Origin of the sequence: Streptomyces zagrosensis (genome assembly GCF_014203645.1) — a bacterium.
Lineage (GTDB): Bacteria > Actinomycetota > Actinomycetes > Streptomycetales > Streptomycetaceae > Streptomyces > Streptomyces zagrosensis.
On the sequence record NZ_JACHJL010000005.1, the window covers coordinates 98,051 to 122,761 of the forward strand.

At 69.7% G+C, this 24,711-nt stretch carries 22 protein-coding genes and 1 pseudogene; 5 read left to right on the forward strand and 18 right to left on the reverse strand.

What is annotated here, in order from left to right; all coding sequences use genetic code 11:
- The first annotated feature begins 48 nt into the window (after window positions 1–48).
- A complete protein-coding gene (locus tag FHS42_RS11665) occupies window positions 49–1,011 on the forward strand; it encodes a DUF2797 domain-containing protein (RefSeq protein ID WP_312866839.1) in 963 nt (320 codons plus the stop codon).
- Between the two features lie 107 nt (window positions 1,012–1,118).
- Here FHS42_RS11665 and FHS42_RS11670 read toward each other — a convergent pair whose 3' ends face one another.
- Genes FHS42_RS11670 through FHS42_RS11680 form a run of 3 tightly spaced genes read right to left on the reverse strand, consistent with a single transcriptional unit; the run spans window position 1,119 to window position 3,790 of the window.
- Window positions 1,119–1,784, reverse strand: coding sequence for a response regulator transcription factor (locus tag FHS42_RS11670; RefSeq protein WP_184571827.1), 666 nt, complete (start codon window positions 1,782–1,784; stop codon window positions 1,119–1,121).
- Complete coding sequence (locus tag FHS42_RS11675; protein ID WP_184571829.1) at window positions 1,781–3,034, reverse strand: sensor histidine kinase; 1,254 nt, start codon at window positions 3,032–3,034, stop codon at window positions 1,781–1,783. The genes FHS42_RS11670 and FHS42_RS11675 overlap by 4 nt, the downstream gene beginning before the upstream one ends.
- A 57-nt stretch (window positions 3,035–3,091) precedes the next feature.
- The gene (locus tag FHS42_RS11680) at window positions 3,092–3,790 is read right to left on the reverse strand and encodes a TetR/AcrR family transcriptional regulator (RefSeq protein ID WP_184571832.1); all 699 of its coding nucleotides are present in this window, start codon (window positions 3,788–3,790) and stop codon (window positions 3,092–3,094) included.
- Window positions 3,791–3,985: 195 nt separating this feature from the next.
- Between FHS42_RS11680 and FHS42_RS11685 the strand changes: the two genes are divergently transcribed.
- On the forward strand, window positions 3,986–4,597 hold the full coding sequence (locus FHS42_RS11685; RefSeq protein ID WP_312866840.1) for a PNPOx family protein: 612 nt from the start codon (window positions 3,986–3,988) through the stop codon (window positions 4,595–4,597).
- 320 nt (window positions 4,598–4,917) lie between these two features.
- Here the strand turns inward: FHS42_RS11685 and FHS42_RS11690 are convergent, their stop codons facing one another.
- A complete protein-coding gene (locus tag FHS42_RS11690; protein WP_376772579.1) occupies window positions 4,918–6,129 on the reverse strand; it encodes a geranylgeranyl reductase family protein in 1,212 nt (403 codons plus the stop codon).
- A 169-nt stretch (window positions 6,130–6,298) separates the two neighbouring features.
- Here FHS42_RS11690 and FHS42_RS11695 point away from each other — a divergent pair, with 169 nt between their 5' ends.
- Window positions 6,299–7,687, forward strand: a complete 1,389-nt coding sequence (locus FHS42_RS11695) for a dipeptidase (RefSeq protein WP_184571835.1) — start codon at window positions 6,299–6,301, stop codon at window positions 7,685–7,687.
- Window positions 7,688–8,041: 354 nt separating this feature from the next.
- Here the strand turns inward: FHS42_RS11695 and FHS42_RS11700 are convergent, their stop codons facing one another.
- Window positions 8,042–10,060, reverse strand: coding sequence for an ATP-binding SpoIIE family protein phosphatase (locus tag FHS42_RS11700; RefSeq protein WP_184571838.1), 2,019 nt, complete (start codon window positions 10,058–10,060; stop codon window positions 8,042–8,044).
- 160 nt (window positions 10,061–10,220) lie between these two features.
- On the opposite strand from FHS42_RS11700, the gene FHS42_RS11705 reads away from it, so the two are divergent.
- Window positions 10,221–10,376: a hypothetical protein gene (locus FHS42_RS11705; protein WP_184571840.1), complete on the forward strand. Its 156-nt coding sequence runs from the start codon at window positions 10,221–10,223 to the stop codon at window positions 10,374–10,376.
- A 241-nt stretch (window positions 10,377–10,617) separates the two neighbouring features.
- Here the strand turns inward: FHS42_RS11705 and FHS42_RS11710 are convergent, their stop codons facing one another.
- From FHS42_RS11710 to FHS42_RS11720, 3 genes are all read right to left on the reverse strand, one after another.
- Window positions 10,618–11,670, reverse strand: coding sequence for an NUDIX hydrolase (locus FHS42_RS11710; protein ID WP_184571841.1), 1,053 nt, complete (start codon window positions 11,668–11,670; stop codon window positions 10,618–10,620).
- Window positions 11,671–12,005: 335 nt separating this feature from the next.
- Complete coding sequence (locus FHS42_RS11715; protein WP_184571843.1) at window positions 12,006–14,123, reverse strand: serine/threonine protein kinase; 2,118 nt, start codon at window positions 14,121–14,123, stop codon at window positions 12,006–12,008.
- A gap of 131 nt (window positions 14,124–14,254) precedes the next feature.
- On the reverse strand, window positions 14,255–15,238 hold the full coding sequence (locus FHS42_RS11720) for an ROK family protein (RefSeq protein ID WP_184571845.1): 984 nt from the start codon (window positions 15,236–15,238) through the stop codon (window positions 14,255–14,257).
- A gap of 217 nt (window positions 15,239–15,455) precedes the next feature.
- Between FHS42_RS11720 and FHS42_RS11725 the strand changes: the two genes are divergently transcribed.
- Entirely contained in the window at window positions 15,456–16,520 is a 1,065-nt protein-coding gene (locus FHS42_RS11725) for a LacI family DNA-binding transcriptional regulator (protein WP_376772570.1), read from the forward strand.
- A gap of 353 nt (window positions 16,521–16,873) precedes the next feature.
- Here FHS42_RS11725 and FHS42_RS11730 read toward each other — a convergent pair whose 3' ends face one another.
- From FHS42_RS11730 to FHS42_RS11770, 10 genes and pseudogenes are all read right to left on the reverse strand, one after another.
- On the reverse strand, window positions 16,874–17,758 hold the full coding sequence (locus FHS42_RS11730) for a sigma-70 family RNA polymerase sigma factor (protein ID WP_184571847.1): 885 nt from the start codon (window positions 17,756–17,758) through the stop codon (window positions 16,874–16,876).
- A gap of 2 nt (window positions 17,759–17,760) precedes the next feature.
- Window positions 17,761–18,132: a VOC family protein gene (locus FHS42_RS11735; RefSeq protein ID WP_184571849.1), complete on the reverse strand. Its 372-nt coding sequence runs from the start codon at window positions 18,130–18,132 to the stop codon at window positions 17,761–17,763.
- Window positions 18,133–18,400: 268 nt separating this feature from the next.
- Window positions 18,401–18,628, reverse strand: a complete 228-nt coding sequence (locus FHS42_RS11740; RefSeq protein WP_246494573.1) for a hypothetical protein — start codon at window positions 18,626–18,628, stop codon at window positions 18,401–18,403.
- Window positions 18,629–18,904: 276 nt separating this feature from the next.
- Entirely contained in the window at window positions 18,905–20,386 is a 1,482-nt protein-coding gene (locus tag FHS42_RS11745) for an AAA family ATPase (protein WP_184571851.1), read from the reverse strand.
- 139 nt (window positions 20,387–20,525) lie between these two features.
- Window positions 20,526–20,876: pseudogene (locus FHS42_RS11750) on the reverse strand (DUF6986 family protein); the annotation flags it as partial.
- Window positions 20,877–21,389: 513 nt separating this feature from the next.
- Window positions 21,390–22,352: an electron transfer flavoprotein subunit alpha/FixB family protein gene (locus tag FHS42_RS11755; protein WP_184571853.1), complete on the reverse strand. Its 963-nt coding sequence runs from the start codon at window positions 22,350–22,352 to the stop codon at window positions 21,390–21,392.
- A 141-nt stretch (window positions 22,353–22,493) separates the two neighbouring features.
- Complete coding sequence (locus tag FHS42_RS11760) at window positions 22,494–23,279, reverse strand: electron transfer flavoprotein subunit beta/FixA family protein (protein WP_184571855.1); 786 nt, start codon at window positions 23,277–23,279, stop codon at window positions 22,494–22,496.
- A gap of 190 nt (window positions 23,280–23,469) precedes the next feature.
- On the reverse strand, window positions 23,470–23,976 hold the full coding sequence (locus tag FHS42_RS11765; protein WP_184571857.1) for a flavin reductase family protein: 507 nt from the start codon (window positions 23,974–23,976) through the stop codon (window positions 23,470–23,472).
- Window positions 23,977–24,104: 128 nt separating this feature from the next.
- Entirely contained in the window at window positions 24,105–24,248 is a 144-nt protein-coding gene (locus FHS42_RS38590) for a putative leader peptide (RefSeq protein ID WP_312866841.1), read from the reverse strand.
- Window positions 24,248–24,571 (reverse strand): TlpA family protein disulfide reductase, encoded by a 324-nt coding sequence (locus FHS42_RS11770; RefSeq protein WP_184571859.1) that lies wholly within the window; start codon window positions 24,569–24,571, stop codon window positions 24,248–24,250. Before FHS42_RS11770 ends, FHS42_RS38590 begins: the two co-directional genes overlap by 1 nt.
- Between the last annotated feature and the right edge of the window lie 140 nt (window positions 24,572–24,711).

Below are 24,711 nucleotides of genomic sequence, written 5' to 3' on the forward strand. Positions count from 1 at the left end.
GTGGAAGGAGGCGCCCACCACGGGCGGGGCACACGGTCGGGTTCCTCCGTGACTGCTGACCGTACGCCGCAGGGGACAGGCGCCCCAGACGTCACGAGCGCCCCAGACGGTGCAGACGCGGGCTGGCGGTGTGCCGGGCCGCGCTGGCGTTCCGCCGCGGAGCCCGCCCTGCTGTGGCGGCATCCGGCCCATGGCGAGCGCGCGTCTCCCCTCTCCACGGGACGACTTATCGCGTTCACCACCCGCGCAGAACGCGGCTGCCTCGGCGTACGCCGAGGTGACCGGCACACGCCCTGCCCGGTGGCCGCGCCGATCTCTCCATCGGCTGTCTCCGCGCAGTGCCCGGATTGCGCCCGCCTCGACCGTTCGTACTCCGTCGCCGCCGACACCCGCACCGACGACCGACGACCGTACGACGTCTATCTCGCCTGGTTCGGCCCCGGTTGGATCAAGGTCGGCATCACCGCGACCGAGCGCGAGGGGGCCCGACTGCTTGAACAGGCCGCCCTTTCCTATGTGTTGCTCGCTCGCGGCCCGCTGATGGCCGCGCGCCGCGCAGAGGCGGTGCTGGGCGCGGCTCTCGCCGTGCCCGATCGTTTTCCGTACGCGGCCAAGCGCGCCGCTCGCCAGCATCCGACGCGGCGCGAGGACCGCGCCGCCGAGCTCACCGCGCTGCATGCCCGGGCCCACGAGTTGGCCGCCCTGCCGGAGTCGCTTCGCCCGCTGACCTGTGCCCCCGTCCACCACGACGCGGCGTTCGGGCTCGACCGCATCGGGCCGTCCGCCCCGCACGGGCTCGTGCTGCTCGGCTCGCACTGCACGGTGGCCGGGCATGTGGCGGCGGTAGCGGGCCCCGACGTCTATCTGTGCGGCACGGACGGCCGGCCGCTGCTGCTCGATGCTCGGCACCTCGCGGGCTGGCCCCTGGTGGCAGCGGACCCTGCGGCCATGACCACGGCACGCATCCGTCCGGCACCGGGCACGCCCCAGGAGCCGGCAGCCCTGTTTTAAGAGCCACGGCTCACCCCAGGGTTGTGCCCCCGCCGTAGCGGCTAGGCGCTCGCGGTATCGCGGCGTACAGCGCACCGGCCGGACGGGGCGGGCAGCGCCTGGTTCGATCAGCCAAGCCAGCCTGGTCGTACCAGCCCTGACTCGTAGGCGAGCACCACGAGTTGAGCTCGGTCGCGGACACCGAGCTTGACCATGGCCCGGCTGACGTGGGTCTTTGCCGTGAGCGGGCTGACAACGAGGCGGCGGGCGATCTCCTCGTTCGACAGACCGATGCCGACGAGGGCCATCACTTCGCGTTCGCGGTCGGTGAGTCGTCCCAGCTCGGCAGCGGCAGCGGGTTCCTTGGAGCGCGCCGCGAACTCGGCGATCAAACGACGCGTGACACCGGGTGAGAGCAGCGCATCACCACCCACCACGGCGCGCACCGCACGCAACAGTTCCTCCGGTTCGGTGTCCTTGACCAAAAAACCGGACGCGCCGGAGCGAATCGCCTCAAAGACATACTCATCCAGCTCAAAGGTGGTGAGCATGACCACCCGAACGTCACCGAGCGCCGCGTCTTCGGTGATCTGCCGGGTGGCGGCGAGCCCGTCGAGCAGCGGCATGCGAATGTCCATGAGGACGACGTCGGGCCGCAGTTCACGGACCTGGTGCACGGCCCCTTGACCATCGGCGGCCTCGGCGACCACCTCAATGTCGGGCTGGGCCGCGAGCAACGCCCGGAATCCGGCGCGTACCAGCAGTTGGTCGTCGGCTAGCACGACGCGAATCACAGGGTCTCCTTGTGCGGCAGGGGGATGCAGGCGCGGACGCTGAACCCTCCTTCGGGGCGTGGTTGGGCCTCGACCGTGCCCCCGAAGGCAGCGGCACGCTCCCGCATGCCCACCAGCCCGTTACCGCCGGACATGCTATCCGCACGCCCGCCGGTGGCGTCTGAGCTGGCCGGTCCGTCGTCCTCGATCAGCAGGTGCAGCTCTTGCGGTCCGTAGCGCAGGGCTACGCGTGCGGTGCGCGCCTCGGAGTGGCGGACGATGTTGGTCAGCGCCTCCTGCACGATGCGGAAGGCGGCCAGGTCGGCACCGGGCGGCAGGTCGGCCCTGCGGCCCTCGGCGCGGACCTCGACGTGAAGTCCGGCGGCCGATGCCTGCTCGGTCAGTTCGGGCAGCCGATCCAGGCCCGGCGCGGGCGAGCGTGGCGCGCTGCCTGGGGTGCGGAGGCTGTCGAGCACCTGCCGCACCTCTCCGAGCGCTTCCTTGCTTGCCGCCTTGATGGTGGTCAGTGCGGCTCGGGCCTGTTCCGGGTCCTGGTCAAGCAGCGCAAGGCCGACGCCCGCCTGCACATTGATGACCGAGATGCTGTGGGCCAGGACGTCGTGCAGCTCGCGGGCGATGCGCAGCCGCTCCTCGTCAGCGCGGCGACGTTCGGCCACTTCGCGCTCGATGCGCTCCCGGCTGAGTTGTTCGTTGCGCACGCGGGCGAGTTCGGACAGGGCGAGGATGACCAGCACCCAGGCGGCGATACCCATCTCCTGCCACCAACCGGCGGCGGTGTCGTCGGCTGGTGGCAGCCAGCGGTAGAGCCAGTGCGTGACCAGTGCATGTCCCAGCCAGGCCATGCCGACCGCGCCCCAGGCGGCGTGCCGGTGGCCCATGGTGATGGCGGAGAAACAGGCGACAGCGACGCTGAAAACGATCGGTCCGTACGGAAAGCCCGCCGCAAGGTAGACCGTGGCGACGGCGCAGGCGGCAAAGACGGTGGCTCGCGGATAGCGGTGCCGCAACACGAGCAGTGCCGGGCCCAACACCAACAGCAGGCGGGCCAACGGGTTGAGGTCAACCCGGTCCTGCTGGTGCTGGGAGGCGACGGTGGTGCCGACGAGTTGCACGAGCGCCAGGGCCAGCGAGGATATCCACGGCAGTCGCCCGGCGGGTGGGTCGGTCCACCGCCGCCAGGGTGGCCCATCGCTCCGCCACCGCCTGGGCTCCCGCGCCTCGCCCACTCGGTGGACTCGTTCCGTGCTCATGCCGCAACGCTAGACCGCGCAGAAGCGGCGCGCGTCAGCCAGTCGCGGTGCTCGTCCCTACTCCCTGGGTAGTAGCCCGACTTGGCGAGCAAGACCGGTAGCAGCCTGATCGAAGAACGCCTCCCGCGCCTCAACAACGTGGTTGAACTGACCGAAAACCTCAAAGTTGACCAGCCCGAACAACTGCGCCCAGGTCGCGGTGAACCCGGCCAGCGCCGGGACAGGTAGATCGACACCCAGCTCGTCCGCCAACCGTCGCGCGTCCTCGCGCACCGGCGCCGGCGGTTCTGCCATCGGGTGCAGCGCTCCGGTCCGGTGCGCGTCGCGGAGTACGGCAATGAGGGCGAGGCCGACACGGGCGGCAGGACCGACCGTGTCCTGGGGTGCTTGGTAACCGGGTACGGGCGAGCCGTAGATCAGCGCGTACTCGTGCGGATGAGCCAACGCCCACCTGCGTACGGCCCCGCAGACGGCGGTCCAACGCTCGGCTGGCGCACCGCCGGCTGCGGAGGCGAGCGCGGTCTCCGCCGCCTCGCCCAACGCGTCGTAGGCATCGATGATCAGGGCGGTCAGCAGGTCGTCCCGGCTGGGGAAATAGCGGTACAGGGCGGAGGAGACCATGCCCAGCTCGCGAGCGACCGCGCGCAGTGACAGCTTGGCGGCTCCCTCACGGGCAAGTTGCCGTCCCGCCTCTTCCTTGATGGCGGCGGTTACCTCGTCGCGAGCCCGTTCCCTGGCTCCCTTGATCGCGCTCATACACGTCAGTCTGCCACTCCATGGGAGCACCAGCCAAAAAAAAGAGCAGTGCTCTTGTTTTGTGGCGGCGCTTCGTAGACACTGATCTCAGGCGAGAGCGCCGATCTCTCTATGCTCCCGGCTATCTGTAGTTTTTCGCGATGCGCGTCTGGGCGATCAGCGTCTGGACGGCAATGCCTGAAGGGAAGGCCCGCCATGGCGCACTACATCAAGCCCGGCCGATTTGAGGCCCGAGTGATCGGCGGCACGATCGCCTGGCTGGCTCGGCGGGGCATCTCGCTAATGGGCAGCGCCGAACTGTCGGTGCGCGGTCGCACCACCGGCGAATGGCGCAGCCTCCCGGTCAATCCGCTGCCCCTCGATGGCGGGCACTATCTGGTCTCCGCCCGGGGCACCACTCAGTGGGTGCGCAACATGCGGGCTGCGGGCGGCGGACAGCTGAGGAAGGGGCGACGCATCCAGGTCTTCCGCGCCATAGAACTGCCCGAAGGCACGGAGAAAAACCGGGTAATCCGGGCCTATCTCAAGCGCTGGGCCTTCGAGGTCGGCAAGTTCTTTAACGGCGTGACCGGCACCTCAAGCGACGCGGAAGTGACCGCAGTCGCCGTACGACACCCTGTCTTCACGATCAATTACGAGGACGATGACCCATGCGCACCACACACGACATGGCAGACGCCCGCCGCCGTATCGGGGCCGGGGGCCTCCGCATCGGGGCCGGGACAAACCGGCGCGAGCGAGCAGAGCACGGCAGGGACGTCCCTCAACAGCGGCCTCAAGCCTGCGGGCACGACACACGCCGACTGAATCCGGAGCACGGCCTAGCCGGGCCGCGCGCCGGCCATCACCGCCCGGCCTACCTACGAGAGAGCACGCCCGCCTGCCGGCCCGATCCGCACGACACCCGGGGCACCTGCCACCAACGGCGCCGGTGCCAGAAGCAAGGGTGCACATGGCCCGTGCCCGGAGGCATTGGGCCGCCCTCTCCCGCAGGCCGAGGCCCGTTGCCCTTCCGCCCTGTCCGTTCGCACGCGCAACCGCGTCGGCGGCTCATCCACGCAGCAGCCCACCAGTGGATGGCCGCCCACCTCCACCACTCCTCGCCACGGTGGGCATGGGCGCCAGCGTCAACCGCGGTCGAGAACCATCATCAGACGGCGCGCAGAGGGGTGCGTGCGAACGATCTCGGCCAGCGTCGTCGTGCCACGCGTGATCTTCGCAAAGGCCCGCCAGGCCGGGCGGAGGCCGGTAATCGCCGCGTGCACCATGCCGGGCCTGCGCTCGAAGGCCAGCAGCAACCGCCGCCCGACCCCCATCTCCACACCGAGCCCGGACTTGATCGCGAACGCATAGTTCAAGGCCTGCCGCCGCGCGTCTACCGCGTCATGCGCCTCCGCTATCCGCACGGCCCACTCCCCCGCCAGTCGCCCCGATCGCAGCGCGAAGGAGATCCCCTCTCGGGTCCACGGCTCCAGCAGCCCCGCCGCGTCGCCGCAAACGAGTACGCGGCCACGCGAAAGCGGCGAATCATCGGAACGGCAGCGCGTGAGGTGACCGGAGGAAACGCTCGGCTCAAACCCGGCGAGCCCAAGCCGGGCGATGAAGTCCTGGAGGTATCGCTTGGTGTCGGCGCCCTCGCCGCGCGCCGAGATGACGCCGACCGTAAGGGTGTCGCCCTTGGGGAAGACCCACCCATAACTGCCGGGAATGGGGCCCCAGTCGATCTGCACCCGGCCCGCCCAGTCCTCGGCAACAGTCGGCGGCACCGGGATCTCCGCCTCCAAACCAAGGTCCACCTGCTCGACCTTGACGCCCACGTGCCCCGCTATTCGGCTTGCGCTGCCGTCAGCTCCGACGACAGCACGGGCGAGGATGGTCTCCCCATCCGCGAGCACAACGGCGACGGTGCGCCGGTCGGGTACAGAGGTGCCGTGCTGCTCGACCCGGGAGACCATCACGCCCGTGCGCAGGGTGGCGCCCGCGGAGGTGGCCGACTCCACCAAAGCGGCATCGAACTCGGGCCGGTTGATCAGCCCGAAGAGCATCTGCTTGGACCGCCGGGTGCGGGAGAGTTTTCCGTTGAGCGAGAAGGTCACGGCGTATACCCGGTCGCGCAGCGGCAGTTCGAAGCCTGGCGGCAGGGCCTCGCGGGTGGGCCCGATGATGCCCCCGCCACACGTCTTATAGCGGGGTAGCTCCGCCTTTTCCAGCAGCAGAACCCGGCGGCCTGCACAGGCCGCGGCGTGCGCGGCGGACGCGCCCGCCGGGCCCGCACCTACGACCACGACGTCCCACGCCGACTCATTGTCGTCGGCCGCGTCGCCGCCGCTGGAATCGATCCCGCCGCTGTTGTCGCTGCTCACGATGCGCTACTACTCCCGCTCGACCACTCACTTCGGCTACCGCTCGCATCCTACGGCGCGCCGCCCCGCGGCCCCGCTGTGGGAAGATCGGTGCACCCTTCGCCCGTACGTACGGACACAACGCCGCGCCCACAAGGAGCGTTCCATGGACCAAGCCTCTGTTCGCCAGCCCGACCACACCGCGCTGGCCCAAACCGTGGCCACACTCCAGTCCCGGGCCCGTGTGGAGCTGGCCGAACTGGTGGCCTTCAGGTCCGTAGCGGACCCGGCGCAGTTCCCCAAAAGCGAGTGCGAGGCCGCCGCAAACTGGGTGGCCGACGCGCTGCGCGGCGAAGGCTTCCAGGACGTCGCCCTCCTCGACACTCCGGATGGCACCCAATCCGTCTACGGGTACCTGCCCGGCCCCGCAGGCGCTCCGACCGTCTTGCTGTACGCGCACTACGACGTCCAGCCACCCCTGGACGAGGCCGCCTGGATCTCTCCGCCATTCGAGCTGACCGAGCGCGATGGTCGCTGGTTCGGACGGGGCGCCGCCGACTGCAAGGGCGGCCTGATCATGCACCTGACGGCGCTGCGGGCCCTGCGGGAGCATGGCGGCATACCCGTCAATGTGAAGGTGATCTGCGAGGGCTCCGAGGAGCAGGGCACCGGTGGGCTTGAGCGGTACGCGGAGGCCCACCCCGAGCTGCTGGCGGCGGACACCATCATCATCGGGGACGCGGGGAACTTCCGGCTGGGCCTGCCGACCGTGACGGCGACGCTGCGGGGGATGACGCTGGTGCGGGTGAAGGTGAACACCCTGGCGGGCAACCTGCACTCGGGCCAGTTCGGCGGGGCCGCCCCGGACGCACTGGCAGCTTTGATCCGGGGGCTGGACTCGCTGCGCGCCGAGGACGGCTCAACCACCGTCCAGGGTCTGGCGGCCGATGCGAGCTGGACGGGTCTCCAGTATGCGGAAGAGGATTTCCGCAAGGACGCGAAGGTGCTCGACGGTGTGGAGCTGGTCGGCTCCGGAACCATCGCGGACCGGCTCTGGGCCCGCCCGGCAGTAACCGTGCTCGGCATCGACTGCCCACCGGTAGTCGGCGCCACCCCCTCCGTACAGGCGAGCGCGAGCGCCTTGGTGAGCCTTCGGGTACCGCCGGGCGCGGACGCGGCCGAGGCCACCACCTTGCTGGCCGCGCATCTGAAGGCGGCGATTCCGTGGGGAGCGCGGATAGCTGTGGAGCAGGTTGGCCAGGGTCAGCCGTTCCGTGCCGACACCAACAGCCCCGCATACGCATCGATGGCCGACGCCATGCGTATCGCCTACGAGGGCCAGGACATGCAGATTTCCGGCATGGGCGGCTCGATTCCGCTGTGCAACACGCTGGCCGCGCTCTACCCGGCGGCCGAGATCCTGCTCATCGGGCTGAGTGAGCCGGAGGCACAGATCCACGCGGTCAACGAAAGCGTCTCGCCGCAGGAGTTGGAGCGGTTGTCGCTGACGGAGGCGCTTTTCCTCCTCGGGTACGCGGCGAGCGCTCCGGCGTAGCCGGCACTGCCCCATACCGTCCAGCGGACGGTTCGGAGGCGGGCGCAGCGTCTTGGCCTGCCGCCGGATCGCTACCGGGCCGCCATCCGGCACATCGTGCGACCGGACCAGACCGACCGGCCAGCCGCAGCACTGAGCACGACGTCGGACGCAACGCCTGGCCATGGCGGTGGCCGCAGCCGTAGCTGTGACCGCATCCGTGGCCAGGCCAACAGGGCCGCGGTGATGTCGGTGATTGCGGTGATGCTGGCCGTGATAGTCGGGCGTGGCGCGGACGTCGTGTGCGCGGGCAGTGGCGCGGACGTCGTGTGCGCGGACAGTGGTGCGTCGGTGTGTGGTGCACGCGGTGCGCGGTCAGACCCTGGGGGGCGTGGCGTGGCGGGGCAGGGCGAGCTCGAACCAGACGACCTTGCCCTTGCCCAGCCGGGTGACACCCCACGCCCGGGCCAACTTGCTCACCAGAAACAAGCCCCGGCCCGTCTCGTCCAGCGGATCGGGCAGGCGCGCGTAAGGCGAGCCGGCACCGTCGTCACGCACCTCGCAGACCAGAGCGTCCGCGAGCCACAGCCGGATGCTGAGGGCATGGTCGGCGTGCCGAACGGCATTGGTGACCAGTTCGCTCACCAGGAGTTCGGCGACATCGATGAGTTCCGACAGGCCCCAGCGGCGCAGGGCGCCCACCGCGAAGTGGCGGGCGCCAGCGGGGCTAAGCGGTGAGACATCGAGTTCGCGCGAGCGCATATGAGAGGCGGGGATGCCGTCGAGGCAGGCGAGAACGAAGGCGGTTCCATCATCGACCAGCCCCGCCGGCTGGGTGGCTAGCAGTCGGGCCTCCAACCGGGCCAAATATGCGGGGTCTCGGGTGGCCCGATCCGCCGGTGTATCACGGGGCACCCGACCCGGTGCGTCAACCGAGCCCGCCCGGTCCGGGGTGCCGGCTCGGGCGGCCCGGCCCGGCGCTTCGTCAGGGGCCACCGTGGCGGAATCGGCTAGCGCGGCACGGAGCAACTCCAGGCCGGTATCCACCGGCAGGTCCCGGGACTGGACGAGGCCATCCGTGTAGAGCACAAGCGTCGATCCGGGCGGCGCCTCCACGCTGAGCGACTCGAAAGGCACCTCACCCACCCCGATGGGCACACCGTTGGGCGTGTCGAGAAGTCGCACATGACCGGACGGCAGCAGCAAGAGGGGAGGCAGATGCCCGGCGTTCGACAACACCATGCGGTGCGCGGAGGGGTCGTACACCGCAAGCACACAGGTGGCCAGCGCCTCGTGGCCGAGCATCCGCACTTGCTCATCCAGCCGGTAGAGAATCTCATGCGGTGGCAGATCGAAGCCCGCCAAGGTCTGCACCGCCGCACGCATCTGCCCCATCACGGCGCTGGCCAGGCCGGACCGTCCAATCACATCGCCGACCATCAAGGCGATCCGACCACCCGGCAACCGCACCGCGTCATACCAGTCGCCGCCGGACCCCACCGCGCCCGGCACATATCGGCAGACATAACGCACACCCGCCAGCACTGGCATGCTCCTGGGCAGCATGCTGAGTTGAAGTGCTTCGAGAAAACCGGCGTCTGACGGCTCGGCGAACGCGTACCGCGGATACGAGTTCCCCGCGGGGCTGCTCAGATCGGGCCGACCCCGGTCGGCTCCGGCCTGATCGTCGGCGCCCGTGGCATGGCCGCCGTCGCGCCGGTTGGACTCCACCGCGTCCAACTGGCGTTCCAGCGTCCGGCAGGTCGCCTCGGCAGTCTCGACCCGCTGCTCAGCGGCGCGTAGCCGCACCCGCAACCGATGCACCTCGGCATTGAGGGCGTCGCGCTCGGCGCACATCCGTTGCTTCTCATCGCGCCACAATTCGACGGCGGACTCGGAAGCGTCCCGTTCTCCACTGTGGTCCAACACCAGTTGTCGCAGCTGAAGTTCCACATCTCGCACCCGATGCTCGCGGTCGGTCAGCGCCTCGGCGAGCGCCCGGCACTCCGTCTCACCGGTACGGGCCTGCCGGTCCGCATCGGCCAGCCGAAGTTGCAACAGCTGGATGCGGTCGGAGGTGCTGCCGCGGGCAGCGAGTGCCTGGCGGTACAGGCCGTCGATCAGTCCCAGAGTCTGCGGTGTGACGGAGTTCCCGCTGTGCTCCGCGACATCGTGCAACAGGTTGTGCACGAACTCCCAGGGCGGCATGCGCGTACCACTCAGATAGCGACTCACGGCCGACTTATCGAGAAAGCGGCGTGCGGCGTAGCGAGTGACGGACAGGTTCAAGGAGCGGAACAACGAACGGAGGTTGTCCGCGAGTTGCTGTGCTTCGGGGGACAAGTCCGCCCGCATGGGCGCCAACCCACCATCAACAGCGCGCTCCCCGCTCATGCCGGTCCTCATCTCCCCTACCTATACCCGGCGTTGCGCTACTCGGCAACGCGTTGCCCGGGGCGCAACACCCCGTCCCTGCGGCAGCGTTGCGCGTAGTCGGCCTCGCTGCCGCACAGCACGATATCCGTACTCCACACTCATCACGGGAGAGACAACCATGTCTCCTGCACCATCGGGGGCCGGATGGCCGCACACCGTCTTGGCCGCGCTGCTCGCCGCCTTTAGCTACGGCTGGGGGCCGGACGAAGTCCGGACCATGCTCTATGCGTTACTGGCAGTGGTGATCGTCGCCGGAGCCACCCAGAGCCGCTGACCACCACCCACACAGCCGCCTTTCCCGCCACCGGTGGGCCCGGCCCGGTACACACGGCTGCGCCGCAGCAACGCACGGGCTTCGATGTGTCTGCGTCAGGTCGAGGCTGGAAGAGCCGTCCTGCCAGCAGCCGTTTACTCGACCGGTTCGCCCGGCAGCGGCTCTTCCGCCCCCTGCGCACGTGCGGCCCCCGTTCCATTCGGCGGCTACCCGGCTACCCAGGTTGCCCGATCCGCGTTGGCTACGCCGCGTGCGGCCCGTCGCCGACCGGAGTGCCCGCCTCCAAGTTGAGCGGGCGACCACGTTCCCGCGCGCGAAGCGCCCACCGCAGCCTGCTCAACTTGTTCGGGGTCAACAAATCGGCTGCCTCGTCCTCGGTGACAAACCGCCAGCCGCGCAGTTCTTCCGCGGGCAGCAGCAGCTTCTGAGCCTGGCCGCTGCTCAGCCGCCCGCCGTCGAACAGCAACCGCACCCCACCGAACTTGGGAGGTTGCGGCGGTTCCCAGTCCACGACGAGCAGCCGCAGCGGATCATCGATGCGTACCCCGAGTTCCTCGACAACCTCACGCACTCCGGCGTGCGAGGGCGGTTCGCCCGGTTCGACGACCCCGCCGGGGAACTCCCAGCCCGGCTTGTAGGTCGGATCGACCAGGAGCACTCGGTCGTCCTGGTCGAAGAGCAGCACCCCGGCGGCCACGGTCTCGGCCGTGGGCTCCGGCGTCTGCACGATGCCGCAGGCTCCTGCCTCGTCGCGAAGCGCATCGGCCACCCGCTCGGCGGTTTGCCGCGGAGTAAGCCGGTCAGTACGTATGACGTACGCATCGGCGGCCAGCCACGGCAACGCGGACTGGTAGGGCGCAAGGTGGTCCAGACACCAGTTTCGTACGGAGGCGCCGTCTTCCTCCCGCTCGGCAAGGCGCTCGCGGCTCGCGATCCGCTCTCGAAGGATCGTTTCCTCCGTATGCAACAGGACGTGGCGCACGAAGATGCGTCGGGCCGCGAAGCCGCCGAATATCTCATCTCGGTAGTCCTGTCGCAGCAGCGTCATGGGCACCACCAACACGCCGCCCACCTCCGCGAAGAGCGCCGCTCCGGTGTCCACGACCAGACGGCGCCAGGACGGCAGGTCTTGGTAGTCGCTCACCTCCTCAAGGCGCTTTCGGGGCAGCATCATGCGCAGACCGTTGCCGACCAGTTCGGGATCGAAAAGCGTGCTGTCGGGCAAAAGCTCACACAACTCGCGCGCCGCACTGGTCTTGCCCGCGCCGAACGTGCCGTTCAGCCAGACGATCACGGGTCCCCCCTCCTCCGTAGGCGTCAGAGAATTGCCCGCATCACCCTGCCACGAAAACGTGTGCGGACCGCAGGGGGCTTTCTCCGCCCCGCCGGGCGAGCATGCTGGGGCCCAGGTAGGCGATACGAGGACCGTGCACGCCGTGGCGGGGCATTTCCCTGTCGTCCCCCGTGCTGGACAACGCGCCCTGGCTGCGTTGAGAGCCGCCGGCACCGCGGCGATGGCGGCGAGCACGTCCCCGTTGAGCGGTCGTCCGCGCGGAGCAGCCGGTCACACGAAGCGGGTTTCCCCGTGGAGCGTGCGGTGACGCCACTGACGAACATGAGCCATGGTGGTCAGCAGACCGGCAGGCCCGGGGCGGGCTGGTCGTTTGCTCCACCCTTCAGGTAGACGACGCTGACGTACACACCGGCGTTACCGCTGTCGTCGTCGGTCTTGGCCCACCAGACGTTGGTCCAGGCACCGGATGACTCCCGGCGGCCCAGATTTTCCTGGCAGAAGAAGTAGTTCACGCCGCTATTCAACGTCCCAACCTGGGACCCGTCGCGGCTGTAGGAGGTCGCAGACTTCCACACCGTGCAGTCGTGCTTACTCGGGCCCGCGCCCGATGGATGGCAGACCGGCGCGGAAGACTGAGATGGCGAAGTACCGTGCTCAGGCTTGGTCTTCCCCGCGTCGTCCCGCTTTCCGGCGTCGCCCTGGCGGCCGTCTTGCTTGCCGTCCTCGCCGCCGCTTCCACCACCCTTACTGCCCTTACTGCCTTTACCATCCTTGCTGTCCTGGTCATCTGTGCGGCTCTCGCCGTCGCGCCGGCTGTCCGGCTCGCCGCCTGCTGACCCCGTCTGAGCCGGCGACGAAGCGCCCGCTGGACGCTGCTCGCCCTTGCCACCGCCCCGGCCCTGATCGGCGGGCCCGCCACCCGGTGCCGTAGCACCGTCAGGGCGGCCCGATGCCCCGCCGCCCGCCCGAGGGGTGTCATCGCCGCCTTGCTCCGTCAGCGCGTACGCCACGCCACCACCGACCAACACGGTCGCAGCCGCCACCGCGACCAACGTGGTCCGCCGTTTACGTCGAGGCGCGGGCAGCCGTCTGGTCGGCCTGCGACCATCGGCTACCCAGGTGTCCCCAGCACTGCCGGCACCCCCCGCGGCGCCATCTGCGCTCTTCGCAGACCCGGCACCCCGTCCATCCCCATCCGCCGCTCCCACACCCACAGGACCCATATCCGCACCAGGTATCCCAGCCACACCAGATGTCGCAGCCACACCAGGTATCCCAGCCACATCAGGTGTCGCAGGCGCATCGAAAGTCCCGGCCACACCCGACGCGTCATAGGCCCCAGCGGCACCGAAAGGCCCCACCTGACCGGCCGCTCCCACCGCGGCCCCACCGCCGAACCCCTCACCCGCACCACCGGACCGATAGCCCCGGCCACCTCCACCCGACCCATGCCCCTGCCCCTGCCCCTGCCCCTGCCCACCGAACGGCCCCTGCGTCGGGCCTCCCAGCGCTTCGTACGGCGCAGCTCCAGACGCACCGGAGGCGAACGTCACGGCCTGCCCCGCCGCCACCGCATCGAGCAGCCGCGCAGCTTGGGCCGCGGTCGGACGGGCCGCCGGGTCCTTGGCCATCAGGGCCCACAGCACTGCGGTGAGCGGCCCCGCCCGGTGCGGTGCGGGTAGCGGTTCGGTGACGATGGCGGTCAGCGTGGACCAAACCGAGGTGCGGCGAAACGGGGACGAGCCCTCCACCGCCGCGTACAGCGTCATGCCCAGCGCCCATACGTCGGAGGCGGGGCCAGGCTCATGGCCCTGAGCGCGTTCGGGGGCCAGATAGTCGAGCGAGCCGATGAGTTCGCCGCTGCGGGTCAGCTTGGTCGCCGCACCGTCGTCGGGGGTGTCCATGCTCGCGATGCCGAAGTCGGTGAGGACGACCCGACCTCCCCCAAGCCCGGCCGAGGACCCGAGTGCTCCCGTCGCGCCCGCGCGGTCGATGAGCACATTGCCCGGCTTCACGTCCCGGTGCAGCACCCCGACCTCGTGTCCCGCCCCCAGCGCCTCGGCGACACGGGCGCCAATGGCCGCCGCCCGCACGGGGGTCAGCACGCCTTCGGCCGCCAGCACATCATCGAGGGAGGGCCCGTCGATGAGCTCCATCACGATGACCGGCAGCCCGTTCTCGTCCGCGACGTCATGCACGGTGATCACACCGGAGTGTCGGATACGGGCCGCAGCGCGCGCCTCTCGGCGCATCCGGGTGCGAAGATCAGCCAATTCCTCGGGCCCGGCATCGGTGAAGGCGCGGAGCACCTTGACCGCGACCTCGCGACCGAGCACCTCGTCCATGGCCGCGCACACCACGCCCATGCCGCCGCGTCCGAGTTGCCGTGTGACGCGGTATCTGCCGCCCAGTACCCGGCCGGTCAGATCCGCGCCGCCATCCCCCGTACTCACGCCGCTCCATCCCCTCACACACTCGTGCCACACGCAGCCCCGTGGGCGTCCCCCGCGCGCGCCATGGCACCTCGCTCGTGTGTTCTGGCGCCGCGTGGGGCTCAGCTTAGGCCCGGGTAGCCCACCGGGCGTTACTGCCCTACGCGCTGCCCGGGGCGGGAGCCAGCCGCCGCGCCGAACCCGGTGAGACCATTGGCCCGTGCGGCTGCCGCTGCCGCACCGACGAGTCCGGCGTCGGTGCCCATCTGAGCTGGTACGACATCGAGTTCCTGGACGAAGGACAGCCGGGCGTACTCCCGCAGGGCCCGGCGCAGCGGGGCGAAGAGCACCTCACCGGCGCCTGCGACGCCGCCCCCGATCACCGCGAGTTCCACCTCGACCAAAGTGGCGGTAGCCGCGATTCCGGCGGCCAGGGCCTGTGCGGCGCGTTCGTAGGAGGCTCGGGCAATGCGGTCACCGGCTCTGGCCGCCGCAGCAACTGATGCGGCGTTGGCCCCCTCGGGGCCGGCGCGCCAGCCGTGCGCCACCGCGCGAAGCGCGATGTTGGGGCCGCTGGCGATGCGCTCAACGCACCCCCGGCTACCGCACGGGCACGGGTCACCGTCGAGGTCCACGCTGATGTGACCGATGTGGCCCGCGTTGCCGGTAGGCCCCGGGTGGGGCAGCCCGCCGAGGATCAACCCGCCGCCCACTCCCGTGGAAACGACCATGCACAGCGCGTTGGCGCAGCCGCGTGCCGCGCCCTGCCAGTGCTCCGCAGCGGCCATCGCCACACCGTCGCCCACGAGCGTGACCGGCATCGCGCCTACTGCCTGACGAGCCTGGTCGATCAGCGGAAAGTCGCGCCAGCCCGGAATGTTGACCGGGCTCACGGTGCCGACCGAGGCGTCCACCGGGCCCGCGCTGCCGATGCCGAGCGCAACAACGCGCGGCCACTGGCGACTGGCGATCAATTCGTCAAGTACGGCCAATACGGCGGCCATCACGGTCGAGCCGGCTGCCCGGGCAGGCGTGGGCCGTCGCGTCTGCGCGGCTAGCGCACCGGTCCCGTCCACCAGTGCGCCCGCAATTTTTGTGCCGCCGATGTCTAGTGCGGCAACGAGCTCATCTGACATGGGGCGGTCTCCTGACAGGCGAGTGGGGAGCTAGCTGGCGTACCCGTGACGGTCCTGCGGGAAGGGCGGGAGCCGAATGTACGCGGCCCTGCACGGCGGCGCCGGTCATTGCATTCAGGTTCCGGTCATAGTCTCCCCCGGATTTGACAACGTTGTCCAGAGGCTATGCTCACCCCGATGCTGCCATCACACAACTCAGCGACAGGACGAGCGCACCGTGACTGACCCGGCCCGGGGCACCACACAACGCAACGGCACCACCTCGCCCCGCTATGGCAACAGGCCCACCATGAAGGACGTCGCCGCCCGCGCAGGGGTCGGCCTGAAGACGGTGTCTCGCGTGGTAAACAGCGAGCCCGGGGTGACGCCCGACACCGAACGGCGCGTCCAGGAAGCCATTACGGCGCTCGGCTTTCGGCGCAACGACAGCGCCCGCATCTTGCGCAAGGGCCGCACCGCAAGCATCGGCTTGGTACTCGAAGACCTGGCCGACCCCTTCTACGGGCCGCTCAGCCGGGCCGTGGAGGAGGTAGCCCGGGACCATGGGGCACTGCTCATCAACGGGTCCAGCGCCGAGGACCCGGCTCGTGAACAGGAGTTGGTACTCGCTTTGTGTGCCCGCCGCGTGGATGGCCTGGTGGTCATCCCGGCGGGTGATGACCACCGGTATCTGGAGCCGGAGATTTCGGCCGGAGTCGCCACCGTCTTCGTGGACCGCCCCGCTGGGCGGATCGACTGTGACGCGGTGCTGTCCGACAGCTTCGGTGGTGCCCGCGACGCGGTGGCCCACCTCATCGCGCACGGCCACCGTCGAATCGGGTTCATCGGCGACCAGCCCCGCATCCACACCGCCATCGAGCGGCTGGGCGGTTATCGGGCCGCGATGAACGACGCAGCCCTGCCCGTCGATGAGGCATGGATGTCCCTCGGCGCGACCGACCCGAGCCGGGTGTTGGCCGCGGCCGAGACGATGCTGTCGGGACCCGAGCCGGTGACGGCGCTGTTCGCCGGAAACAACCGAGTGACCGTCACGGCCGTACGGGTACTGGCGGCGCAGCCCGGGCGGGCCGCACTGGTCGGCTTCGACGACTTCGAGTTGGCCGACCTCCTCTCACCTGGGGTCACCGTGGTGGCACAAGACGCCGCCCAACTCGGGCGCACCGCTGCGACCATGCTCTTTCGTCGCCTTGAGGGCGCCGGCGAGGAGCCTCGACAGGTCGTGCTGCCTACTCGCCTCATCTCCCGCGGTTCCGGGGAGATCCGACCGGCGCACTGGTCGTAGCGCCAGAGCGCTCCGTACGCCGTGGGCCCCGCCCGGCGCCTGGTGCGGACCGCGCCCCACAGCGTGGAAAGCGACCCTGTTCTGTGGGCCGTACGCGTGCGCCGCCAGCGCGCACGTAGCGCCTTGGCGAGCGCCGTCGCACGCGCCGCCCAGCGGCTAGCCATCCGCCCCCGTACGCCGGCACGCGACGCTAGGCGCCCCCTACCGGCCTCGGGAAACTTCGGTATAGCGTCGTTAACACTATGTCGGCGATCTTGAGCTTTTAGCGCGGGTGGTCTCTTGACCGACCGCCGCGCGGTTCGAGTTGACCTCGCCGCTGGGCTCCGGCGCCGACGAGGCATGGCAGGCCATGCTCACCGAACCGTTTCGGCCGCGGGCAGCTGGATCGAGGCGAGTTTGACCGGGTCGATGACGATGTGGATGCCGGCGATCCGGCCTTCGGTGACGGTGAAGGCGATAACGGAGAGAGGGGTTCCGTCGGGGCGCCAGGACATGTGGCCGGGGATGCCGTTGACCAACACGGGTTGTTGGCGGGCGGCCTTGCCGGAGAACATGCGGGCTCCGGAGGCGACCTTGGTGGCGCCGAGGGTGATCACCATGCCGTCGGGGGTGTCGACGGTCAGTTTCACGTTCGGATCGAGGACGCGCAGAAGTGCTTCGAAGTCGCCGCTGAGGGCGGCGGCGCTGAATGCCTGGACGGCCTCTCGGTGCCCGCGGCCGGGCCCCGCCGGCCGGTCCGTGGCTTGGACCTTGCGGCGGGCGCGGCTGGCAATCATCTTGGTGGCGTCGGCGGATTTGCCCAGGATCTGGCCGATTTCTTGGAACGGGACCGCGAACATGTCGTGCAGGACGAACGCCAGGCGCTCGCTCGGGGTGAGCGAGTCGAGCACGACGAGCAGGGCGAGGCCGACCGAATCGGCCAGCGCCACCTGCTCGTCCGGCGCGGGGTCGGCGTCCGGTGTCACCACGAGGTTCGCGAACTCTTGCTCGTACGCGGTTTCGGGGCGGGCTCGGCGGGATCGCAGGAGGTCCAGGCTGATGCGACCGACCACGGTGGTCAGCCAACCCGCCAGGTTGTCGATGGTCGCCTCGTCCTGGCGGACGAGGCGCATCCAGGCTTCCTGGACCACGTCCTCGGAGTCGGCGTGCGAGCCCAGCACGCGGTACGCGACGGCGCGCAGCCGATCGCGCTGGGCTTCGAACGCCTCGGTCACGAGACCGGACGGATGCGCGGTCACGGCTATCGCGGCTGACGGAGCGAGACCCGGTTGCCGTCCGGGTCCACCGCCTCGATGCGGAGCCCGAACGGATACTCCTGCGGTTCGGACTCTTCGAAGGTGACGCCGCGCCGGCGCATGATCTCGAAATCCTTTCGCAAATCGTCGGATTCGAGGATCACCGGACCGGGCACGCCAGCCGGCTGTCCTGTGGCTGCCGCCTGCGACCACAAAATGATCTGCACCGGACTGTCGGGAACCCCGACGGTGAGGAAACGTCCGTCGGGCCCTGGGAAGTCGAGCCGCTTCTCCAGCCCGAGCCCCTCGGTGTAGAACTCCAGCGCGCGGTCCTGATCGGTGACGTAGATCGTCACGTACATGATGTTGCTCAGCATCCGGTTCTCGATTCACTCGTTGGTGCGCCGACCGTTCGTATTCGGTCGTCGCACCTATGACGAATGCCGACGGGAGAAGGTAACAGGACCGGTTCGCCCGAGCGGTTACCGGGTGCATGCGGTGTCTGGTGAAGGGGGCGGAGCGGCTGGCGGCTGCGCTGGGGACGGCGTCGTTGCATCCGCGTGCAGGTCTGCTCAGCCTTGTCGGTCAACGCCGTCTCGCGTGCGTTGATCTGTTTCAGAATGGGCTTGAGCTGCGAGGTATCGGTCATGCGTCCCGCCAGGTGGGTGTGGTGGTGTCGCTTAGCCGGCGAGTTATCACGTCGCTCATCGCCCAGTAGACGCGTGACTCCGAGGAAGCGGTGCGGTGTTCGTGGTCGCGGACCAGCCGCCGGTGCAGCACCATGATCCCGTAACTCTGCTCGACCGCCCATCGCTTGGGCTGGGGCACGAACCCGACGTCGGCCGGGTTCCGTTCGACGGTCTTCATGTCCATGCCGAGCCTTCGGCCGCGGCGTACCCGCTCTCGGTGTCGAGAGTCACGAGGCGCACGGCGCCGGGCGGCCGGCTGAGGCGGTTCGCGAGGGGCCGCTCGGCCCTTGGCGTGCACCACCCGCACCGCGCACGCGCTCCCCGCGCTCCAACGCGCCTCCCGCTCCCGCAGCCAACACGCCCGCCGGCCCGACCGGCGACCGCCGCCGACGCGCCCCCGCGACCGGCCCCCTCATCACCCGCCCGCCTCGGGTGACCCGTGCCCCGCGTGCCCCGGCGCCTAGTCCAAGAACCGGTCGTCGTCCAACTCGTCCGCATCATCGTCGGCATCGGCGTCGGCATCATCCTCGGGCACCGTCTGGGCGCGGCCCGCGGCGGCCTCCGGGTCGGGCACCCCGAGCAACCTTCTGGTCAACGCGTCCTGGTCGGACAGCAGTTCGCTGAGTGCCGCCTCCATATCGGCGGTCTCCACCGCGTCCGCCTCGCGCTCGGCTGCGAACAGTGTGGTGCGGCGCATCAGTTCCTTGGCGAAGGACGCAGTGGTGCCCGCGCTACGGGTGACCGCCTCGGACAACGCCGCATCGGACAGTCCCAGCCCTCCTCCGTACAGCTCAAGAAGTCTGCGCCGCCCCGCCGCGTCCGGCAGCGGGATCTCCACGGCCATGTCCACGCGGCCCGGTCGCTGGGCGAGCGCGGGTTCGAGGATGTCGGCCCGGTTGGTGGTGAGCAGGAAGGCGACGTCCACGTCGTCGCCGAGCCCATCCATCTCGTTGAGCACCTGGAACAGCAGTGGTTGTCCACCATCCGTGTAATCCCGGGACTCCGCGATGAGGTCACAGTCCTCCAAAACCACCAGCGCGGGCTGGAGATGGCGGGCCAGCGAACAGGCGGCGCTCACCCGCTGAATGCTCATGCCCGCCAGTACCACCACCGTGAACTCGGGCAACTGCGAGAGCAGGTAGCGCACGCTGTGCGTCTTTCCAGTGCCGGGCGGCCCGTACAGCAGCAGACCGCGGCGTAGGTGCTGGCCCTGTGAGCGCAGCCGTTCCCGACGCCTGGCCACGCCGACGACCTGTCGCTCCACGCGTTCCAGGAGGCCTTCGGGCAGCACGATGTCGGCGGGGCTCAGCACGGGTCTGGGGTGGAAGCGGAACGGGCCGATGCCGTCCTCGAAGTCGCTGCCCTGGAAGGACAGCACCTTGCCCCGGAAGATGTTGTGCTCGTGGATCAGCCGGTCCACGCCGACCAGCAGTCGTTTGGCCGCATCCCGACTGGGGGCGAGCACCTCCAGCTCGACGCCGTTCCTGCCGTAGTCCTCATGAGGTCCGCGCAGCAGCACGACACACCGCTCATCGCCGTCCGTGCCGAGGTAGAGCCCGAAGGAAACGCAGGCCAGTTCCTCGTCGGTGGACACGGGCACATAGGCGTAGTCCACGGCGCCGATGACGTAGCGACCGTAGCGGTGCGCCGCCTCTAGCATCTCTGAGAGCGAGTCAACACCGCGGCTCTCGGCGCTGACGCCGATGAGCTCATGGCGACGGCCGTCGCTGCCGAACCAGCGTTCCAGCGCAAGGTGAACGTTGGCATGTTCGTACGAGGGGTAGTTGGCCTTGACGATGGGCAGCCGCTCCGGCGGCTGGCCGAGGTGGTCGCGCAGCCGCAGATCGAGCGAGCGGTCCGGGTCGGGGTGCTCGCGGTGGACCACCTGATCGAGGAAGTCCCGGAAGAGTCTGCCGAATTCGGCGATCTCTGTGCTGTCCATACCCACGCTGGATTCCCCTCCGCGGCACCCGTGGTCGTCCCGGCCCTCGCCGGGCAGGCACCGTCGCTCCCCGCACCGCGACGCCCGCACGAGCGCCGATCCTCGCGCATCGTACGGGCGTGGCACCTGGTCAGGCCGCCTATTTATCGGCGCCCACCGGCGCGCCCGTGCCACCGGTCGTACCCGCGACCGTGGCCGCGGCCGTATCCGTGGCCGCGGCTAGCCGACCGGCCAGCCGGTCCAACTCGGCCCGACCCAGGCCGGTCAGCTCGGCCACCTCATCGGCGTCCACCGCGCCACAGTCCAGGCCACGCAGCAGATAGCCGCTGCGGGCCCTGGCCGTGGCGGGCTCGTCCAACACGTCGCTGCCCGACCGGTTCACATAGGCCGCAAGACGGCCGGCTGCCTGGTCGAGCCCCTCTCGGTAGAAGGCGTAGCCGGCGGTGTAGCGCGTCGGCAGGTGGCCTGGGCGCATCTCCCAACCCGTGCGCGCAGCGCCTGTTCGCCCCAGGAGCACACCGTGTCGGCGGCGACGCCATAGCCGGGGACGGAGACGGGGACGGGGACGGTGTGGACGGGCTGTCTGTTGCCCGGGCCGCCGGGGGTAGCGCCGCGCCAATTCGGCGTCCACGGTGGCGAGCGAGGCCCCTTTGTCCGTGCGTACGGTGCTCGCGAGACTCGTCGCCACCGTCTTTCGCTGTCCCCTGCCCACACCCTCCCTGCGAACCGGTACCCAGGCCAACCGCTATCGAGTTTTCCGCTAAGCGGAATCTGAATCCGCACAGCGGACTTATCCATGCCACGTGCGCCGGTCACCACCCGTCTCGCCGGGCATGGATGGCGCGCCAGCTGCGGCCTAAGCGGGGTATCTAGGCTGGCTGGGCTGGGCTGGCTGGGCTGGGCTGGAACCGGGTATCGCCCAGGTACGCGGCAGGCCCCGCGCGAGGATGCGCGGGGCCTGCCGTTGATGGTGCGGGCGCCGGTCGATGACCGGCCGCTGCCGTCAGCCCTTGCGGGACGTGACCTCTTCGGTGAGCTGCGGGACGACCTGGAAGAGGTCGCCGACCACGCCGTAGTCCACCAGGTCGAAGATCGGGGCCTCGGCGTCCTTGTTGATGGCCACGATGGTCTTCGAGGTCTGCATGCCGGCGCGGTGCTGGATGGCGCCGGAGATGCCCGCAGCGATGTAGAGCTGCGGGGAGACCGACTTGCCGGTCTGACCCACCTGGTTGGTGTGCGGGTACCAGCCCGCGTCCACGGCGGCGCGCGAGGCGCCGACGGCCGCGCCGAGCGAGTCGGCCAGACCCTCGATGATCGGGAAGTTCTCGGCGCCGTTGACGCCACGGCCACCGGATACCACGATCGCGGCCTCGGTCAGCTCCGGGCGCCCGCTCGACTCACGCGGGGTACGCGAGACGATCTTGGTGCCCTTCGAGCTGTCCGCCACGGTCACGGCGAGCTGCTCGACCGCACCGGCGGCCGGCGCGGCCTCCACCGCGGCGGCGTTCGGCTTGACGGTGATGACCGGAGCCCCCTTGGTCACTCGGGACTTGGTGGTGAAGGCGGCGGCGAACACCGACTGAGTGGCGATCGGGCCCTCGTCACCCGCCTCCAAGTCAATGGCGTCGGTGATGATGCCCGAGCCGATGCGCACCGCGAGACGCGCGGCAATCTCCTTGCCCTCGGCCGACGACGCCACGAGCACGGCAACCGGGGAGACGGCGTCGTACGCCGCCTGCAACGCGTCCACCTTCGGCGCGACCAGGTAGTCGGCGAACTCCGGCGCGTCGGCGGCAAGCACCTTGACCGCGCCATGCTCGGCCAGCACCGGCGCGGCGGTGTCCACGCCGGCGCCCAGGTGCACCGCGACCGGCTCGCCGATGCGGCGGGCCAACGTCAGCAGCTCAAGGGTCGGCTTACGGACGGCACCGTCCACATGGTCAACATAGACAAGAACTTCAGCCATGGATCTGCTCTCCTGCGAAGAAAGTGCGAAGTCGGTGGAAGGGGGCGCGATGTGCGCCCGGGGGCGATGTCGGCAGCCGCCGGACCGCGGGGCCGAGGCCCGCTGCGGGCCGCGCGCCGCCAACGAGCGCGCGCATGCGGGTCAGATGAACTTCTGGCCCGCCAGGAACTCGGCGAGCTGCTTGCCGCCCTCACCCTCGTCCTTGACAACGGTGCCCGCCGTACGCGCCGGACGCTCGGTCGCGTCCTGGACCGCGGTCCAGGCGCCCGCAAGACCGACCTCGCCGGCCTCCAGGTCCAGGTCCTCCAGGTCCCACGACTCCACCGGCTTCTTCTTCGCCGCCATGATGCCCTTGAAGGAGGGGTAGCGGGCCTCGCCGGACTGGTCGGTCACCGATACCACCGCCGGCAGGGCCGCCTCAAGCTGCTCGCTGGCGGTGTCGCCGTCACGGCGGCCGGTCACCTTGCCGTCCGCGACGCCGACCTCGGACAGCAGCGTCACCTGCGGTACGCCCAGCCGCTCGGCCAAGATCGCCGGGAGGATGCCCATGGTGCCGTCAGTGGAGGCCATGCCGCACACCACCAGGTCGTAGCCGATCTTCTCGATGGCCTTGGTGAGGACGAGCGAGGTGCCGAGCGCGTCCGTACCGTGCAGGTCGTCGTCCTCGACGTGCACCGCCTTGTCGGCACCCATCGACAGTGCCTTGCGCAGTGCGTCCTTGGCGTCCTCGGGACCGACGGTGAGCACGGTGATCTCCGCGTCGTCCACGCCATCGGCGATCTGGAGCGCCTGCTCGACCGCGTACTCATCCAGCTCGGACAGCAGGCCGTCCACCGCGTCACGGTCGGTGGTCAGGTCCTCGGCGAAGTGCCGGTCGCCGGTGGCGTCGGGCACGTACTTCACACAGACAACGATCCTCAAGCTCACGCCGGCTCTCCTACTGCATCGTCTCTTCGCAAACTGCCGTGTGCTGGCAGCATAGGCGCCTTCAGGGGCAGACCCCGATCGGGGCGGTTCGTACCCTCGACCACAATATTACTCGTCAGTACACCTACGGTTTTCCCCGTTCGCAAGGCCGTCGAACTGTGACCTTGCCAACGGCGTAAACCGGGACCGGTCAGTCCCGCAGAGCGTTGAAGCGCCCCTGGTGGTAGAGCAGCGGGCGGCCCGCTCCGGCCGGGTCCCCGGCGAGCACCCGGGCGATGACCACGCGGTGGTCTCCGGCAGGTATACGAGCCACCACCTCGCACACCGTCCAGGCCAGCACACCCTCAAGCAGGGGTATGCCCTCGGGTCCGATACGCCAGCGGGTGGGCGCGGCGAATCGGTCGGCGCCGCTGCGGGCAAACGTCGCCGCGAGCTCCCGCTGGTGCTCGCCCAGCAGGTGGACGCCGACATACCGGGCCTTGGACAGCACCGGCCAACTCGATGAGTCGGTGCCCACGCCGAAGGAGAGCAACGGCGGTTCGGCGGAGACCGACGCCAACGAGGTGGCGGTGAAGCCCACGGGGCGCTCACCACGCGCGGTGATAACCGCGACGGTGGAGGCTTGGCGACGAAAGACGGAGCGGAAGACATGGGTGGCGGCGAGCCGGGTCGCGCCGAGGTCGGGCGAGGCCGTCATGGGCTGTTCCTTCTACTGCGGGGAGGCGGCGGGGAGAAGGGTGGTGCGTTCTCCCGGTGCTCAGTGCTGTCTTCCCCCGGTGTTTTCTCGCCCGAACCGGGCCAGCGGGGGCGCGTTGCCGTGGTCGCTCAGGGACTCGGACAGCACGCGCTTGCATGTCGGACGAGGTCCACATGGACGCGTCCGTAGAGAAGGAAGCCAGGCCGCATCACGTCAGAGTGACGACGCTTGAACGCCGAGGTCAAGACCATATCGGCAGGTGGGAGATCCATCACGGCCCGTCAAGGGCCCGGCCGAGCGCGGCGATGACGTCGGCGGTACGGGGTTGCCCCTCGGCCGTGGACACCACACGGCCCGCCGCGTCCAAGACGATGACCGTTGGGGTCTGCACCACGCCAAGGCGCCGGACCAACGCAAGTTTGGCCTCCGCGTCAATTTCGAGATGCATAACGCCCTCGACCATGGAGGTGACCGACGTGAGCACGCGTCGAGTGGCACGACACGGCTGACAGAAGGCGCTGGAGAACTGCACCAGCGTCGCGCGCTCGCCGAGCCGGTCGGCCTCCAGTTCGGCGGCTGTCAATCGTTGCGTCATACACCAAGCATGAGGCATCGAGTGCGGGGCAGGAGTCGGTTGCGGCAAGGTGGCGACCGCTCTACTCGACATCTGGCCGCTACCCGTGATGAGGATCTCCCTCCCGGGCGGCCCGAAGGCTGGCCGCAGCGCCCGACATC